Origin of the sequence: Thioalkalivibrio sp. HL-Eb18, from assembly GCF_000364985.1 — a bacterium.
In the GTDB taxonomy this organism is placed as follows: domain Bacteria; phylum Pseudomonadota; class Gammaproteobacteria; order Ectothiorhodospirales; family Ectothiorhodospiraceae; genus Thioalkalivibrio.
Window position 1 is genome coordinate 14726 of record NZ_KB822962.1, and the last position, 17450, is coordinate 32175.

At 64.5% G+C, this 17450-nt stretch carries 14 protein-coding genes; 7 read left to right on the forward strand and 7 right to left on the reverse strand.

The features are described from left to right. Positions 1-14: 14 nt before the first annotated feature. The gene (locus F813_RS0102870; RefSeq protein ID WP_017925483.1) at positions 15-1622 is read right to left on the reverse strand and encodes a DNA cytosine methyltransferase; all 1608 of its coding nucleotides are present in this window, start codon (positions 1620-1622) and stop codon (positions 15-17) included. A gap of 59 nt (positions 1623-1681) precedes the next feature. On the opposite strand from F813_RS0102870, the gene F813_RS13910 reads away from it, so the two are divergent. Continuing rightward, a complete protein-coding gene (locus tag F813_RS13910) occupies positions 1682-2134 on the forward strand; it encodes a very short patch repair endonuclease (RefSeq protein WP_017925484.1) in 453 nt (150 codons plus the stop codon). 284 nt (positions 2135-2418) lie between these two features. Here the strand turns inward: F813_RS13910 and galE are convergent, their stop codons facing one another. Next, positions 2419-3471, reverse strand: a complete 1053-nt coding sequence (galE, locus tag F813_RS0102875; protein WP_017925485.1) for a UDP-glucose 4-epimerase GalE — start codon at positions 3469-3471, stop codon at positions 2419-2421. Between the two features lie 60 nt (positions 3472-3531). After that, the gene (locus F813_RS0102880; protein ID WP_196793815.1) at positions 3532-4068 is read right to left on the reverse strand and encodes a YdcF family protein; all 537 of its coding nucleotides are present in this window, start codon (positions 4066-4068) and stop codon (positions 3532-3534) included. 563 nt (positions 4069-4631) lie between these two features. Here F813_RS0102880 and F813_RS0102885 point away from each other — a divergent pair. The 5 genes from F813_RS0102885 (at position 4632) to prsT (ending at position 13041) form a co-directional block, all read left to right on the forward strand. Beyond that, entirely contained in the window at positions 4632-5270 is a 639-nt protein-coding gene (locus F813_RS0102885; protein ID WP_017925487.1) for an XrtA/PEP-CTERM system exopolysaccharide export protein, read from the forward strand. Between the two features lie 127 nt (positions 5271-5397). Continuing rightward, entirely contained in the window at positions 5398-6792 is a 1395-nt protein-coding gene (locus F813_RS0102890; protein WP_017925488.1) for a TIGR03013 family XrtA/PEP-CTERM system glycosyltransferase, read from the forward strand. 3 nt (positions 6793-6795) lie between these two features. Beyond that, on the forward strand, positions 6796-8862 hold the full coding sequence (gene prsK / locus F813_RS0102895; protein ID WP_017925489.1) for an XrtA/PEP-CTERM system histidine kinase PrsK: 2067 nt from the start codon (positions 6796-6798) through the stop codon (positions 8860-8862). Between the two features lie 26 nt (positions 8863-8888). Next, positions 8889-10226: a PEP-CTERM-box response regulator transcription factor gene (prsR, locus tag F813_RS0102900; RefSeq protein WP_017925490.1), complete on the forward strand. Its 1338-nt coding sequence runs from the start codon at positions 8889-8891 to the stop codon at positions 10224-10226. A gap of 34 nt (positions 10227-10260) precedes the next feature. Then, positions 10261-13041: an XrtA/PEP-CTERM system TPR-repeat protein PrsT gene (gene prsT / locus F813_RS0102905; RefSeq protein WP_017925491.1), complete on the forward strand. Its 2781-nt coding sequence runs from the start codon at positions 10261-10263 to the stop codon at positions 13039-13041. A gap of 74 nt (positions 13042-13115) precedes the next feature. On the opposite strand, the gene F813_RS0102910 is transcribed toward prsT, so the two are convergent. Further along, the gene (locus F813_RS0102910) at positions 13116-13781 is read right to left on the reverse strand and encodes a class I SAM-dependent methyltransferase (RefSeq protein ID WP_017925492.1); all 666 of its coding nucleotides are present in this window, start codon (positions 13779-13781) and stop codon (positions 13116-13118) included. Between the two features lie 237 nt (positions 13782-14018). Here F813_RS0102910 and pepA point away from each other — a divergent pair, with 237 nt between their 5' ends. Further along, positions 14019-14855: a flocculation-associated PEP-CTERM protein PepA gene (gene pepA / locus F813_RS0102915; protein WP_038059959.1), complete on the forward strand. Its 837-nt coding sequence runs from the start codon at positions 14019-14021 to the stop codon at positions 14853-14855. A 114-nt stretch (positions 14856-14969) separates the two neighbouring features. Here pepA and F813_RS0102920 read toward each other — a convergent pair whose 3' ends face one another. Genes F813_RS0102920 through F813_RS0102930 form a run of 3 tightly spaced genes read right to left on the reverse strand, consistent with a single transcriptional unit; the run spans position 14970 to position 17432 of the window. Next, positions 14970-15848 (reverse strand): ThiF family adenylyltransferase, encoded by an 879-nt coding sequence (locus F813_RS0102920; protein ID WP_017925494.1) that lies wholly within the window; start codon positions 15846-15848, stop codon positions 14970-14972. Further along, positions 15848-16624, reverse strand: coding sequence for a PEP-CTERM/exosortase system-associated acyltransferase (locus F813_RS0102925; protein WP_017925495.1), 777 nt, complete (start codon positions 16622-16624; stop codon positions 15848-15850). Before F813_RS0102925 ends, F813_RS0102920 begins: the two co-directional genes overlap by 1 nt. After that, positions 16614-17432: an acyl-homoserine-lactone synthase gene (locus F813_RS0102930; RefSeq protein ID WP_026148117.1), complete on the reverse strand. Its 819-nt coding sequence runs from the start codon at positions 17430-17432 to the stop codon at positions 16614-16616. The genes F813_RS0102925 and F813_RS0102930 overlap by 11 nt, the downstream gene beginning before the upstream one ends. Positions 17433-17450: the final 18 nt, after the last annotated feature.

The window sequence follows — 17450 nt, forward strand, 5'->3', positions numbered from 1 at the left end:
CTGCCCGGCCGTATTTAGACAGCGACTTCGGCGCTTTGGTCATCGGCCAGGGCCGTGCCACGCCCCTTCTCTTGCTCGTGAGCGACAAGCACTCCCTTCACGAGCAGCGCAATCTGTCGAGCGAGCCAGGGCGGTACGGCATTACCGACCTGATGATATTGCTCAGTGCGATTGCCCTCGAAGAAGTAGTTGTCGGGAAACGTCTGGATGCGGGCGGCTTCGCGTACCGTAAGGGATCGGCACTGTTCCGGGTCGTGGTGAATGTAGTAATGCCCGTCCTTGGATATGTGGCTTGTTATCGTCTTCGCAGGCTCGTCTCGCAACTGGACACGGAAGCGGTCCGCAAATTTTCCACTCATCCAGTTTGCGTGGTTGGGAGCCAGACTCGGCAAGGAGAAGTCCCCAGCACCGGAAGGAGAACGCCCGTACTCCCTGGCGAATGTCGCTGCGTAGACGTATCGACCCAAGTCACTGGGCATATGGGAGCGGGCCTCGTGGTTGAGCACGCTTTCAAGCCTGTCATCGTTCCACCACCACTCGAGCGCTTCGTGTTCCGGGAGCCGACAGCTCGCTACCTTCGGACATCTCAGGCCACCACGGGACCAGCTTTGCCTGTCCCGTATCTCGCGACTCGTACGCTCGAGGCTGGACGCAATATCGCTCTGACCGTGACTCCGCGCGTCACGGGCGAGCTGGCTGATCTGATCCCGGACAGCGTCTACCCAGCCTTCTTGGCTGTCATCCCGAGACAGCCCGCTCCGAAGCGGCGGAAGATCGGCCAGAGCCTGACTGAGGGAGACCCTCTGGCGAGTTTCCAGCACCCCGGGGGCAGCTTCTATGTCTTCCCGAACGCCGACCAGGAAGACCCGGTGCCGGGTCTGTGGAATACCGTAATCTTCGGAGCGGACCAGAAACTCGTGGCCTCGAAGGCAAGCGGGCGAGTCATCCCGCCTGAAGACGACCTCGGGATCAACGAGAGAGTGGATGCGATAGCCCGGACCGTTGCGGTCGCGCCCGAGGGCTTCGTCGGGATCCACCAGGTCTTCCAGAATTCGGTGAAAGATGCGTTCGCCACCGACCCTGGAGGTAAGAATCCCCTTCACGTTCTCCATGACAAAGACGGCCGGGCGATAGTGCTGGATCAGCTTGAGGTATTCACGATAAAGAAAATGCCTCTTGTCTTCCTCGGGCACATATCCGGCGATACCGCGATTCCTGGCACGACCGACAAGCGAGTACGCCTGGCACGGAGGGCCGCCGATCAGAACACCATTTGCGCCGTCGAACTCTCGTTCGTCAAGCTTGCCGGCAAACCACCTGTCATCGTCCGAGTCACCGAGCGTGACACGCAGCGCTTCGTGGCTGGCCTCTTCCCATATATCTCGGGTTCTGCCCGAATATGGGACGGACGTGTACCCCTGAACGTACCGGTAATAGTCGTCTAGGGAGCTCCCGTCTTCCTCGAGAAGTCGCTTGAACGCCCGGAGACGCAGTGTCTTGTGCGCAGGAACCGAACATTCCGCGGACAGCTCTATGCGAAAGAAGTCATTGAGCGAGGCAAACCCTTCACCCAGTCCCCCGGGACCCGCAAAGAGATCAACTACCGGTATGCGCTGGCTCACTAACCTGTCCTTGAGGCCGAGAGTTGCCCCTGAGGAGCAGAGGCCGGGATCATGTGCGAATGGTTGACGTAGTGGACAAAGCCACCCGTTCCCGGATGATGTCCGGGATTCGGTCTGGCAACACGCAACCCGAAATGAGGGTCCGCCGCTTCCTCCACGCCCGAGGGTTTCGCTATCGGCTGCACGTTTCGGCACTCCCCGGAAAACCGGACCTGGTACTCAAAAAGCACAACCTTGCTGTCTTTGTACATGGCTGTTTCTGGCATCGACATCAGGGTTGCCGGCTCTGTACTACCCCCGCCACCAATCAAGACCGCTGGCAGGCGAAGTTTGCAGCCAACATCAGGCGAGACCGCCGCAACCGGGAGACGCTTCTCGCTTCAGGCTGGCGCGTTCTCACGATCTGGGAGTGTGGACTCAAGGGACCGCAACCCAAAGACTCTGATCTGGCTTGGCTCCCCGGATGGATCAAGGGCGCCGAGCAGCAATATGAATGGCCTTACCCAAAGTAGCCAGCCAAGCCCTGCACGGCATGGTACCAGGTTCGACCCAGCCTTTCCCATACAGTCCCGATGGAAACCGGATTTCATGCCGCTGGAATCATCGAGCTGTCGCGAGCCCGCGAGGCCAACCGCCCGCTCGCCCAACGGACGCCGGCACTCTGCCGCCCGTCACTCGGGCGGCAGCGCACCCGGCTACCAGCACTTACTCAAGCAAGATGTATTGATGGGAGACGAGGCATGAGGGATGTACTCTCTCGCTCCCCCGAAAGGCTCGCAACCGAAACCGCCGTATGTCAGGGGGCGCCGTAGGCGTGGGCGGTGGTTTCCGGCATGGGCAGGGGATGAATCCGGACCGCCAGATGGGGGGCGGCGGCGGTGGTCATGCGGCGTTCCCAGGTGAGGGCGTGGCGGACGATGAGATCCAGGTCGTCGTACTCGGGTGACCAGGCCAGGAGCTCGCGGATGCGGGATGCGTCTGCGGTGAGGGCGGGCGGATCGCCGGCGCGGCGGGGGCCATGGATGACGGGGAATCGGTAGCCGCTGATGCGCTGCACGGACTCGAGGACCTGCAACACGCTGTAGCCATGGCCATAACCGCAGTTGAGGGCCTGCGAGGGGCCACCCGCGACCAGGTAGTCCATGGCGCGCAAGTGGGCGGCGGCAAGATCCTCGACGTGGATGTAGTCCCGTACGCAAGTGCCATCGGCGGTTGGGTAATCGGTCCCGAAGACGGTGATGTTTTCGCGCTCGCCCAGGGCGGCCTGGCAGGCAACCTTGATCAGGTGGGTCGCGTTGGGGGTGGCCTGGCCCAGCGTCCCGTCGGGGGCCGCGCCGGCCACGTTGAAATAGCGCAGACAGACGTAACGCAGATCACTCGCCTGACCGAAATCGGCGATCATCCGCTCGGACATGACCTTGGAGGCGCCGTAGGGGTTGATGGGCAGGAGCGGGCTGGTTTCGTCGACGGGGTTATTTTCCGGGATGCCGTATACCGCGGCGGTCGAGGAAAAGACGAGGAAGCGCACGCCTGTCGCCTGGCACCCCTCCAGGAGGTTCAGGGTATTGCGTGTGTTGCTGCCGTAGTACCCCAGTGGGTCGGCCAGCGACTCCGGGACGACGATCCTGGCGGCGAAGTGCAGGACGCCGTCGAACGCATAGTCCGCAAGGAGACTGTGCAGGCGCTGGCGGTCGGCCATGTCGCCGACGATCAGCGCGGCATGCCCAATGGCCCAGCGGTGCCCCGTGCTGAGATTGTCGTACACGACGACGTCGTGACCATCGGCCAGCAACTGGCGCACGACATGTGACCCAATATAGCCCGCTCCACCGGTTACCAGGATTTTCATCGTCGAACCTTCGCCTCGTCGTTGATCGAACGGCTGTACATAAAAGTGTGGTGTGCCGGGCTATTCCGGCCCGTATTGCCAGCGATACCAGGCCATACCCCAGTACTCGTGCAGCGCGAGCCAGCTGGCCCAGACCGCACTGGCCTGCGGGCGAAAGCCCTCCAGGGACCAGTCGTTATCTCGCGGCACAAAGGCACCGGTCGGGGCCGGGATGATCTCCAGACCCGCACGTTCGAATGACCATGTGGCACGCGGCATGTGATGGGCATGACTTACGAGTGCGACGCGCTCGATGCCATCTGCGTGCAGCTGCTCGGCGGAATGCCGGGCATTGCCCCAGGTGTCGCGTGCATTGGGTTCCCGCAGGATCGGGTGGACGCCATATTCCTTCAGTACCTCTGCCATGTAGTCGGCTTCTGGAACTCGCCCCTCGGGGCCACCACCCGAAACCATCACGGGCAGCCCGGTGCGGTGGTGCAGGTGCGCCGCGTAACGCAGGCGCACCAGTGCAAGGTCGTGGACGGTCTCGCCCGAGAACTCCTCGGCTCCACTGCGATACCCCGCCCCCAGCACCACAATCGCTTGTGCGTCCGCCAGTTGGTTGTCGTCCGGCGGCGCAAAACCCTCCTGTAAAGGCTTGATGAGGGCATAACTAAATACAGGAGTAGACAAGGAATAGCTCAACAGGAGGCCGATTACCAACAGCACTTTTCCAACATTTGTTCGGTAAATGGCCCACCCGATAATGGCAAGTATGAGAGGCCCGGAAGGAGGTAGCAGAAGCCAATTGGCTAGCAGGCGCAGAGGGGTGGGGTCCAAGGTTTTTACCCGGTAGTAGACGCAAAATCAGGGACCCTATTTTGAGCCCACCAACGGGATTTAAAAGGACCAAATAAACCGAACGTAAAACACCCCATCGTCAGTCTAAAGACTGATGGTCTGAGCAGGGGGTCACGTCTAACATCGGTTATCCAGGGGAATAGCCAATACTAAATAAGTGCTTGCTATTGCCCGCACCGTTCCGAGGCTAAACGGAGACTGGTCCGGGCACGATCAGGGCCGGGCCCGGGTTTCGCCGGACAATGAAGTCGGCGGTGTCAAATTGGACTGACTCAAGGAAGCGGAAGCGTTTCCTTACACGCCCAAAGGGGAGACAAGCGATGACCGTCAAGACCAGCCCACAAAGCGCTTTTATTGTTCTTGTTTTGTCCCTGGCATTCGTCCTGGTGACGACCAGCGCCTGCACCACCACGCCCTATCCGGATGCCCCCTCGACCGTGGAAAAAACGGTGGTGGACCAGTACATCATCGGGCCCGGAGACACACTGAATATTGCGGTCCGCAACAACCCGGACCTGTCCACCGCAGTGGCGGTGCGACCGGATGGCCAGATCACCACACCGCTGGTGGAAGACGTGCAGGCCAGCGGCAGAACCCCCAGCCAGCTCGCGCGGGACATGGAAGACAAGCTCTCTGACTTTCTTCGCGACCCGATCGTGACGGTGATGGTGACCAGCTTTGCCGGCCCCTATGACCGCCAGGTGCGCGTGATCGGTCAGGCGGCCGAGCCGCAGGCGCTGCAGTACCGCGAAGAGATGACGGTGATGGACGTGATGATCGCGGTCGGCGGGATTACCGATTTCGCAGCCGGCAACCGCGCCGTCCTGGTACGCAACGAAAACGGCGAACGCCAGCAGTACCGCGTCCGCCTGAACGACCTGATTTACGGGGGTGACATCTCGGCCAACGTGGACATGTTGCCGGGCGACATTCTGATCATCCCGGAACGCCGCTTCTGACCGCTGCGGGCGCGGCAAGGCCTCTTGTCGCGCCCGCAGGTTACAAGCCAAGTCGACGGTTTCGGGAAAGCAACAGGCATCGATCGTCTCCCCGGCTCTGGGGAGGTGACCGGGGGGCATCTTGAGCATGCGCATACTGGGGCATTACGTATCGCGACGGATTCTGGCGCTGGTGGGGCTGGAGCTGGTTGCGATCTACATTGCGCTCTACCTGTCGCTCGCGCTGTTCGCCCTGTCGCTGGGGCCGATTGACCCCTGGATGCCGGAACTCCTGATCGCCGTGGGCGTGGTGCTGTTCGCGGTGATGCTGGTGGGACTTTACGAGCAGGAGTGCCTGGCGGCCTTCAGCCTGCGATCGGCTGTATTGCGCCTGGGCGGGGCACTGGTACTGGCCGGTGGCGCGCTCGCGATCTACGGGGTGCTCACGGCCAGCAGCGTACTGACGCCGACGATCGTGGGCGGCGGCGCGGTGATCCTGCTGGCGAGCCTGACGGCCGAGCGCAGTCTCTTTCGCGGGCTGTCGGAGACCGATGCCTTCAAGCGTCGTGTGCTGGTCCTGGGTACGGGCAGCCGCGCCCGCTCGCTGGAGATGCGCCATGCCGGACCCGGCGTGGGCGATACCACCTATCAGGTCGTCGGCTATGTGGCGACCGAGCGCGAGACCGACCGGCTGGTGGATCAGCAGCGACTCTGGGTGCTGGACGACAAGACCAACCTGCTGGATGTGGCGCGCTCGCTGCGGGTGGAGGAGATCGTGGTGGGCATGCGCGAGCGCCGCGAGAACCTGCCGGTCAACCAGCTGCTGGAATGCAAGCTCAACGGCATTCGCATCACGGACCTGTCGACCTTCTTTGAACGCGAGGACCGCCAGCTCCAGCTGGACGGAATCAACACCAGCTGGCTGGTGTTTGGCGAGGGCTTCCGGCAGTACTGGCCACGCACGGTGGTCAAGCGCAGCTTCGATCTGGTCGCGAGCACGGCCCTGCTGGTGGCAACCCTGCCGGTGATGCTGCTGACCGCGATCGCCATCAAGCTCGACAGCCCGGGGCCGGTGCTCTACTGGCAGACCCGCGTCGGCCAGGGCAACACGCCGTTCGAGATCTGCAAGTTCCGCAGCATGCGCAGTGATGCCGAAGGGGACGGCGTGGCGCGCTGGGCCAGCGGCGACGACGACCGCATCACGCGCGTGGGCCGGGTAATCCGCAAGCTGCGCATCGACGAGCTGCCGCAGATCATCAACGTGTTTCAGGGGCGCATGTCGTTCGTGGGGCCGCGCCCGGAACGCCCGGTGTTCGTGGAACAGCTCAGCGAAGAGATCCCGTATTTCCTCGCCCGCCACAGCATCCGCCCCGGCATTACCGGCTGGGCCCAGGTGCGCTACGCCTACGGTGCGTCGGTCGAGGATGCACGGCAAAAGCTCCAGTACGACCTGTACTACGTCAAGAACCACAGCCTGTTCATGGATCTGATGATCCTGTTCGAGACGGTCCGCGTCGTCCTGTTTGGCCGCGGGGCCCGCTGAGCCATGAATCTCGCCGCGCCCAGCTATCTCCTGGCGGCCCTCGCCTTTCTCGTCCTGGTGGTGCTGGCCCTGTGGACCTGGCGACAGCGCCCGGGGAGCCTGTGGGTCGCCGGGGCGGCGCTGCTGTCCGTGATCTGGGCGCTGCACATGGCGCTGGTAGCACGCGAGATCGGCGAGGCCCCCGTCTCCGGCGGGGCCTTCGAGGTGCTTCGCAACGCCGGGTGGTTTGCGGTCCTGTTCGCGCTGCTCGCGCGCCGCGGCGCGTCCGCGGCGCGACCGCCCGCACCCTTGCGGACCGCGATGATCGTCACCGCCGCCCTGATGTTCGGGCTGTTCGTGGCCCTCGCCCTGCCGCTCCCGCTGACCTATGGCGCCTGGGTGGGCACTGCGATGCTGGGCATGGCGGTGCTGGGCCTGGTGCTCGTCGAGCAGGTCTTTCGCAATACACCCCTGCAGCGGCGTTGGGAGATCAAGTTCCTGAGCCTGGGCCTCGGAGCGCTGTTCGCCTTCGACCTGTTCCTGTTTGCCGATCTCGTGCTGTTCGGGGCGATCAACAGCCCCGTCTGGCAGGCCCGCGGCCTGGTGAACGCCCTGGTCGTACCATTGATCGCGATCTCCCTGGCCCGCCGGCCGCTGCAGGCACGCGAGGCCCCGGTGGTCTCGCGCCACCTGCTGTTCCATACCGCGGCGCTGATCGGTGCCGGGCTTTATCTGTTCGCCATCGGCGCCGCGGGCTACTACCTGCGGCATGTCGGCGGCGACCTGGGCGCCTTCCTGCAGGCGGTCTTTCTGTTCGGCGCTGCATTGCTGCTGGCCGTCATTGTCGCCTCGGGCAGTCTGCGCTCGCGCCTGCGCGTCTTCCTGGCCAAACACTTCTTTCGCTACTCGTTCGATTACCGCCAGGAGTGGTTGCGGTTTACCGGCACCCTCTCGGCCGAGGATGACGAGATCCCGTTCCGCCAGCGCGCCATCCAGGCGATCGGCGAGCTGGTGGACAGCCCCGGGGGCCTGCTGTGGGTGCGCGACCGCAACGGCACCTACGCCCTGGAGGGAGTGCTGAACCTGGGCGATCCGAGTTATCCCCCGGAGGAACCCGACGGGGCGCTGGTGGAGTTCGTTGCGCGCACCGGCTGGGTGATCGACCTCAACGAATACCGCCGGGACCCCGAGCTGTATCAGGGGCTGCAACTGCCGGAATGGCTGGCGCAGAACACGCGCCTGTGGGTGGTGGTGCCGCTGCTCAAGGGCGAGCGGCTGCAGGGGTTCGTCGTGCTCGCCCAGCCCCGCGCGCCGCGCAAGATCGACTGGGAGGAACGCGACCTCCTGAAGACCGCCGGGCGCCAGCTCGCGGTGTATGTCGCGCTGGTGCAGACGGACGAGGCCCTGCTGGAGGCCCGCCAGTTCGAGGCCTTTCATCGGCTGGCGGCGTTTCTGGTGCACGACCTCAAGAACGTCTCGGCCCAGCTGTCCCTGGTGTGCTCCAACGCCGAGCGTCACCTGTCCAATCCGGACTTTGTTCGCGATGCCCTGAACACAGTGGGCAATGCCCGCGACCGGCTGGAACGGACCCTGGCCCAGCTGCGCCACGCCCAGGCCACGCCCGACACCCCGAGCCGCATCATCCCGCTGGACCGGCTGCTCGCCGAGGTCTCCGAGGCCAGCAGCCACCGCTCGCCCCTGCCCCGGCTCGACCTGCGCGAACCCGCGGCGGTCATCGGCGACCAGGATGGACTTAAAAATGTACTACTCAATCTTGTAAGAAATGCTCAAGAGGCTACGCCGGATGACGGCTCAATCAATCTCAATCTTTACACCGAAGGGGGTTGGGCTATTGTTCAAATTGAAGACACGGGGAGCGGTATGGAGCCGGCCTTTCTCAAGAATCGGCTCTTCAAACCCTTTCAAACCACCAAGGGAAATGCAGGGATGGGGATTGGCTTATATGAAGCGCGCGACCGGATTCTACGCATGGGTGGACGCATCACCGTCGACAGCGAGGCCGGCGTCGGAACGGTCTTTACCCTGAAGCTCCCCTTGCAGATGGCGCCAGCCATGGCCGAGCCGTCATGAAGACCGCTGGTGAGCAAGAGGGTTCTATGCTGAAGCTTCTCATCGTCGAAGACGACCAGGGTCTGCGCAACCAGCTGAGCTGGTGCTTTGAGGGATACGAGATCCTGGAGGCCGAGGATCGCGAAAGCGCCATGTCCAGGATGCGCCGCCATCAGCCGGAACTGGTGACGCTGGATCTGGGCCTGCCACCGGACCCGGCCAACGCCTCCGAAGGCCTGGCCCTGCTGCAGGACATCCTGGCAATGGATCCGGAGACCAAGGTCATCGTCGTCACCGGCAATGACGATCGCGAGAACGCGCTCAAGGCCGTGGCCCTGGGGGCCTACGACTACTACATCAAACCGGTCGAATCCGACCTGCTGCGGATGATCGTCGATCGCGCCGCTCACCTGTACGGGCTCGAGGCGGAGAATCGCAAGCTGGCACGCAAGCCCGGTGCATCCCTGAGCGGGATGATTACCGCCGACCCGGGGATGCTCGATGTCTGCCGGGTGGTCGAGCGTGTCGCGCCCTCGGACGCCACCGTGCTGCTGCTGGGCGAGAGCGGCACCGGAAAGGAGGTGCTGGCACGCGCACTGCACGACCTGAGCGGGCGCGCCGATGAACGCTTTGTGGCGATCAACTGCGCCGCAATCCCGGAGAACCTGCTGGAAAGCGAACTGTTCGGGTACGAGAAGGGCGCCTTTACCGGGGCCACGCGGCAAACCATCGGCCGCATCGAGCACGCCAACAACGGGACCCTGTTCCTGGACGAGATTGGCGACCTGCCGCACAGCCTGCAGGCCAAGCTGCTGCGCTTTCTGCAGGAGCGCAAGATCGAACGCCTCGGCGGTCGCAGCGAGATTCCGGTCAACGTGCGCATCATCGGCGCCACGAACCAGGACCTGAAGGCGCTGATCCAGCAGGGCGAGTTCCGCGAAGACCTGTATTACCGCATCAGCGAGATCTCGGTCTCGATCCCCCCCCTGCGCGAGCGCAAGGGGGATGCAACGCTGCTCGCACACTACCTGCTCGACCGCTTCACCCAGGATCAGCGGCGGCCGCGCCGCGGCTTCACCCAGGATGCCACCCACGCGATCGAGGCCTACGACTGGCCGGGCAACGTGCGCGAGATGGAAAACCTGATCCGCCGCGCCGTGATCATGGCCGACAGCCAGTTGATTACCGCGAAGGACCTGGGCCTGGAGCCCCCCGAGGGCGAGGCCCCGGCGGTCCGACTACGCGATATCCGTGACAGCGCGGAACACGAGGCCATCCTGAAGGCGATGGCCCGCAGCAAGAACAACATTGCCCAGGCTGCCGACCAGCTCGGAATCACGCGGCCGACGCTCTACAGCCTGCTCGACAAATTTGGCCTGAGGTAAACCCGCCATGAAGACTCCCCGTTCTGTATCCCGTGTGGTGCACGCGCCCCGCCGTACCCTCCCGCGCCTGGCCCCGTTGCTGATGGCGCTGACTCTGGTCGGCTGCGATGCCCTGGGCACCCCGACCGAGGCCGAGCACCGGGAACGTGCCGAGCGCCACATGGACGCGGGCGAATACGCCGCGGCCACCATCGAATACCGCAACGCACTGCAGCACAACGCGGACCCCGAGATCCGGGGCCGCCTGGGCCTGGCCTATCTGCGCGACCAGCAGCCGGAACCGGCCGTACGTCACCTGCAGCGGGCCCTGGAGATGGGTGCGGACCCGAATGTGTATGCCCTGCCTCTGGCGCGCCTGCTGTTCACGCTGGGCGGCAGTGGCGCGATCGCCGAGATCCCCGAGGCCGATGGCCTGGAAGGCGAGGATGCCGCGCGTCTGCTGGCCTACCGGTCGCTGGCGGCCTATCAGGCGGGAGATGCCAGCGCCGGATCGGATTATCTTGAGGCCGCCCGGGAGGTGCAGGACGACCTGGTCGAGATTCACCTGGCGCGCGCCTACCAGGCGATGTCCGATGGCAATGCCGAGCAGGCCATGAAGATGACCGACGCGGCCCTGGAAACGGACTCCGAATTTTCCCCTGCCTGGTCCCTCAAGGGCGATCTGGAACGGGTGCAGGGCGACCCCGAGGCTGCGCTCAAGGCCTTTAACCGCGCCGTCGAACTGCGCCCGGATGCGATTGCCGAACGTCTGAAACGCGGGCTGATGCACGTCGAACTGGAGCAGTTCGACGAGGCCCGGGCCGATGGCAAGTTCCTGAAGGATGGCGCACCCAATCACCCCGGCGGCCACTTCCTGCTGGGGCTGATCGAGTTCGAGACGGGTGAACCCCTGCAGGCCCGCCCCCACCTGGAAGAGGCGCTGTCGGCCTCGGCCAACTATCGCCTCGCGATGCCCTATCTGGCGGCCATCCAGCTGGAAGAAGGCAACTGGTCCCAGGCAGAGCGCCTGCTGGAGCGCCATCATGCACTGGGTCCGGCCAACGCGATGAGCTACCGGCTGCTGGCCCAGCTGCGCATCGAGCAGGGCCGCACGCAGGACGCGCGACGGATTCTGGCCGAGGCACTGAGCGAGCGGCCCGATCTGATCGAGGCCCTGGGCGATCAGCTCGCCGCGCTCTATATCGGCGAGGGCGACACCGACAGCGGGATCGAGGTCCTGCGCGAGGCCCTGGCCAACCGCGCGGACCGCCCGGAGCTGCAGGAGATGCTGGGAATCGCCCTGGTGCGGCACGGCGACCACGAGCAAGGCATGGCGCTGCTGCACCGGGTCGCCAGCGAAAGCGCGGATGTACGCCTGGCCGACTATTCGGTGGCGCTGGCACATCTCCGTGACGAGCAGTACGAACAGGCCCTGGAGGCTACTCAGCGCCTGCGCGACAAGGACCCGGAAAACCCGCAGGGCTTCAACCTGATGGGCGCCGCCCTGCTGGGGCTGGGCGAAATCCACGAGGCCCGCCTGATCTACCAGGAAGGATTGTCGCTCCACCCGGACAACAGCACCCTGGCCCTGAACCTGAGCTCGCTCGAGGTCCGCCAGGGCAACCTGGAGACGGCCCGCGAGATCCTCGAGGACCTCCAGGAACGCGACCCCGGGCATCCCACCTCGGCGATTCGGCTGGCAACACTGCACTTTCAGCAGGGCGAGATGGAGGCCGGCAAGCGCTGGCTGCAGGACGCAATCGAGGCACACCCGGATCGGATCGAGCCCTACCTGATGCTGGCACGCGCCCAGAACCAGCAGGAGGATCACGCCGCCGCCCGATCCACCCTGGAAAAAGCACGTGAACATCACCCCAACGACACCCGAGTGCTGGGCCTGCTGGTCGACCTGCAGGAGCGCGAGGGGGACTTCGCGGGCGCGGCACAGACGCTTGGGCACCTGGCCGTACTGCGTCCGGATGCCGCGGAGCTGCGCTTCCGGCAGGCGCGCAATCTCGCCGCTCTGGGCGAGACCGAGCAGGCGGTCACGGCCCTGCGCCAGACGCTGTCGATCGACTCCAGCCATATGAGCGCACGCATGGTGCTGACCCGCCACCTGAGTCTGGCCGGCGAGGTCGATGAGGCGCGTCAGGTCTTCGAGCCCGTCGTGGAGCGCGCCCCGGAGGCAGCGCAGGTGATCGCGCAGCAGGCCTGGTTCGACGCGCAAGCCGGCGAGCTCGAAAAAGCGATCGAAGGCTACGAGCGTGCACTCGAGCGCGAGTCCCGACGCGACTGGCTGGTGGAAAAATACCAGGCTCAGCAGCGCGCCGGCCATTCCGAGGCGGCCCTGGAGACGCTGAAGGGCTGGCTGCAGGAGCACCCCGAAGATGCGGCCTCGCGCCACCTGCTCGGCTCGGCGCAGATCAACGCCGGCCACGAGGCCGAGGCTCTGGAAACCTACGAAACCGTGCTGGAACAGCGGCCCAACGATGTCATTGCACTGAACAATGCGGCATGGCTGGCCCGCGAGATCGACAACCCGCGCGCCCGCGAGTACGCCCAGCGAGCCGTCGAACTGGCCCCGGATCAGCCCGCGATCCTCGACACCCTGGGCGTGGTACTGCTGGAGGGCGGCGACACCGAGAGCGCCCTGGAGACTCTGCAGCGGGCCTACCGGATGAGTCCGCAGGCACCGGATATCGGGTTCCATCTGGCGCAGGCCTATCAGGCCAGCGGCGAAACCGAACAGGCGCGCGCCCTGCTGACGGAGCTACTGGAGGCCCACGAGGACTTCCCGGAGCGCGAACGGGCACAGTCGTTGCGCGAGTCGTTATAGGCCCGAAAAGCGAGAAAGATGCAATGGCTGCTGAAGCCCACGCGAACGTGGGCTTCAGCGTTTCTCCAGGACGATTACGGTCGCTTCAACAGCAGGTTGTAGCAGTTGCCCGAGATCGAGGAGTCGACCACCTGAAATCCGGCGCTGGTGAAGCGGCTCAGGATATCGCGGGCCTCGTACGGGGTATGCAGGATGCCCTTGCGCATGCCCCAGCGGTTGATACGTTCGGCAATCGCCTTCAGTGGCTGCGGCGTACGCGGGTACAGCAGGACGTTTGCGGCCAGGGTGCCCCCCGGCTTGAGCACCCGAAAGGCCTCGTGGATGGCGCCGTCCACATCCGGAAAGCAGTGCACCGAGTTGGCGATGTTGGCCGTATCGAACTCGCCATCGGCGAACGGCAGCTCCGCGGCGTCGGCGTGTTTGACAGTCACGTACTCGTCCTTTGCGAAGCGGTGGCGCGCGCCCGCCAGCATGGATTCGGCGTAATCCACGCCGACGACTTCGCTCTCCGGCAGCTTGCGCCGGCGCCGCCACTTGATCGCCATCTCCAGCAGTGTCCCCGTACCGCAGCCGATTTCCAGATGCCGGGCCCCCATGTTGCCGCCGAAAAACCGGATCTGGGCGCCCAGGGTGCTGTTGTAGGCAAAGGTCAGGATGAAAAACCCCCGCGCGTCGTACCACCACGGTGGTGACTTGTAGGCCTCGGCAATCTCGTCGCGGGTCTTGGCACGCCTGGACATGTCGCATCTCCTTCACGGAAAGAACGGCCGAGCCCCCAATCCCCGCCGTCCGTTTTTTTTACATGGCCCTTTTGCATGGCCAAGAAAAATAAACGCAAACCCATTTTAAAACATATAGTTATCGCGCTTGGCACGCAGCCTGCTTTACTTCACTCGCAAGACAGGACGACTAGCAAATTGAAGTGGAAGTAAGCGTTAACCCAAACACATTGATTCTAACTGGTGGAGGATTACAACATGGAAAGGTTCAAGCAAACAGCGCTGGGGGCGGTACTGGCAGTGGCCAGCCTGGGGCTTGCGGGCACCGCACATGCCGGCGTCTTTACGATTGATGATTCGCAGCTCGATCTCTCGACGATCGCAGTGGGCGAACGTCAGGTCGACCGTATTACCGGCGGGTATGAGGAGCTGCTGACCCTCGATACCGATGGTTCCTTCGACGCGGCGGCCTACTGGAACGTGGGTCAGTACTTCCTTGGCGGCACATCCGTCAGCAACCGACTGGGGTCCACCGGGGACGATGGCGACCTGTTCTACGGTCTGTATGCCGTGTTCGAGTCCTCGGGGAATTACGACGCTATGACGGGCGAGTTCACCGGCACCACCGGCTCGATCGCGCTCTATCTGGACCCGGACCTGAATACCACCTTCGGGTTCAACTCGAACGATGCGGCCGACGGAGTGGCCCTGGGCGGCACGGGTGACGACATTCTCGTCGGCTGGTCCGACATCTTCGAGCGGGGCGCAGGTTCCTTCGACCCCGATTCGGACGACATCGGCAGCTTCGCGCTGATCTTCAACGAGTGGATGCTGTCCGACGAAGGCAAGCAGTTCTTCACCAGTCCGGATCCGTTCTACATGAATGTACGTGTGACCGGACAGTTCGACTTCATCGAAGGCTTCGAGGAAGTCGACCAGCGCACCACCTTTGAGGTGGTCGGCTCGGCCGACGCCCGCTGGTCCGGACAGGAAGTGCCGGAACCGGCCATGCTGCTTCTGCTGGGAACCGGGCTGGTATTGCTCGGCTTCGTCGCCACGCGACGCCGCCGCCGCGAGACCGGCCTGGCTGCCTAGCAGCCCTTGTGGTTGGGCCTTCTGCTCCCCCCTGGGTGGAAAGCCTCTCCCGGCCCCTCGTCCTCGGACGAGGGGTTTTTTTGTGTCCGAGTGGGCACCTCCTCTGAAGCGCGATTACTGCGTACTCGCCCGGAGGCGCGCGAGCCGTCGGCGGCCGATGGCCAGGAGCAGACGCTGCAGGGGGTTGCGGTTGCCACCGGGGCGCCAGGTGCGGACGAGGCGCTGGCGGTAGGCATCGAAGTGAACACCGTGCGGGGCCCAGACGACGCGACCCCGCCGCAGCAGGATCTTCAGGGCCTCGGTACCCATGACCCCGGCGCACAGCTCGCAGGCCATCACGGTGGACGGGCCATGCTGGGCCTTCAGGTCGACGGCGGCAGGATCGGCCAGGTAGCCCATCTGCATCATCGACGGGGCCAGGCCCATCATGAAACGCAGCGCCAGCTCCTCGTCGGGCAACCCGTCGCGCAGGTCGAAGTAGTCATCGAACGACACGCCACCCGGGCGGAAGTTGAGCAATGCCGCCCCCATGCCGAGCGGGGCCACGGTGATCGCCGGGATCCCTCGCTCTGCACACACGGCGAAGACCTCGCGACGGGCCTGAAACACGAAGAAGTCGAGCCCGTCGACGTAGAGATCCACACCCTGCAGGAAGGTCTCCAGATTGTGCTGGTACACACCCTCCGGGAACGTCGTGATCTCGAGCTCCGGATTGATGTCCAGCGCCATCTCGCGCAGGACCTCGACCTTGGGCCGGCCCAGACGCGACATGCCCGCCCCCGCCTGGCGATTCATGTTGTGCAGCTCGAAGCAGTCGAAATCCGCGATATGAAAGCGCCCCACCCCCAGGCGGGCGAGTGTCAGCAGGTGGCTCCCGCCCACACCGCCGAGACCGGCGATCGCCACCCGCGCGCCACGCAGGCGTTCCAGCTCCGGCCAGGTCACCCAACCATGGGTGCGCCGGAACGCCGCGTGATAGTCGAACTCAGGCATCAGGCCGCGCTGGCAATCGCGTCCCAGAGAGAGTCAGAGGGATGAGGGTCGGAGAGATTGGCATAGGAGTGTGCATACAGCTGGCTCAGCGACGGTGACCGGTGAATCCCGGACAGGGCTGTAAGCAGACTAATATGAAATGGCGCGCGGCGGCCATGGTAGTTCTGAAGCGTACCGATCTGTTTCACCTTCAGGCCGTGGCGCCGCAGGATGCGCGCCAGCGATGGCTCCATCATGGCGAAGGCATGCGAACGGCCCTGGATCTCCATCATGGCGACCGCGCTCATGAACAGACTCAGCGCCAGCAGCGGGAAGGTGCGCGCCTGCTCCAGAGGCACGTTCAGCAGGTGAAGGTCCCCGACAGGCGTGACCGACTCCCCCAGACGTCGCCGGAACAGGCCGTTGACGGCCAGCCGCGAGACCTCGCAGATCGCGTCCCGCTCCAGCCGGTCCGGGCGGTACTCGGTCTCGTAAAAGCAGTTATCGCAGTGACGCTCCATCGGGAGTTCGTGGATCTTCTGACGCGCGTCGACATGCACGACCCGAACGCACCCCGCGTGGGTTCCGCTCACCACATGCTCCAGCAGGCAATGCGAAGACTGGGCGTCATATTCGTCGATCTCGCGCTCGCCCGGGCAGTTCTCCGGAGACTCGTACCGGAACTCTCGGCAATAGACCTCATAGCGCAGTCGGTACACCGCCTCCAGCTGCTCTTTGTCCGGCTTCACCAGAGAAAAATAGCGGCAGAACGCCGTGATGAGCGGGTCATCCTGCACAGGGCACTTCCATAGCCCTTGGGGCGTGATACCCACGCGGGCGCCAGCAACGCTTGTACCCCGGCGCCGCTCGGTACGGGAACGGTGGGTGCCCGGCCAGTTGCGCGTAGTGAGGGCGCTCCGGTGTGTTGCCCAGTCCCAGCCGGCGGCGCCAGGCCGACAGCGCCAGGCCGGACTCGGCAGTCGGGGCCCGGAACGGCAGCCGCAGCCCCCGATGGTCGCAGGCCTCGCCACACAACTCGATGGGGATGTAGTGGCGCTGAAGCAGACGGGCCAGGGCCGGGCGAATCATGAACAGCAGAAAGTCATACCCGTGATCCTCGGCATAGGCCTGGGCGGCCTGGCACAAGTGGTACAGCAGGCGCGGCGATCCGCGTTCCGGGGAACCACGGGCGATCAACCGGGAAACCTCGAGCACCCGCGGGGACTCAACCCCGGGCGTGGCAAAGGCATCCGAAAACAGATGCCCGGCGGCCATGGTCGGGAGGGGACCCGCCTCCGGCCGGATCAGGCGCATGGCGCCAACCCAGCGCCCGCCGTCGTACAGCCCGCCCATCCGCACCAGAAAATGAGCGGCGTGCTCATCGTGGATGTCGCGCTCGAAGCCTTCCGGGTAACGCTCGGCCGCCTCAAAGCCGGTCTCCAGGCAGTACACCGCGTAGCGCATCCGGTAGTGAATGCGACGTGCCCGGGCGCCCGTGGCGAGATACACCTGATAGGACGGGGAATGCCCATCCGGCAGGCAACGATCTGAAGTAGGGCGTCCAGGTTCGACGCCAGCATGGGTATACAAACGTTCGTCCTCCATTGGGCAATTCAGCACTGA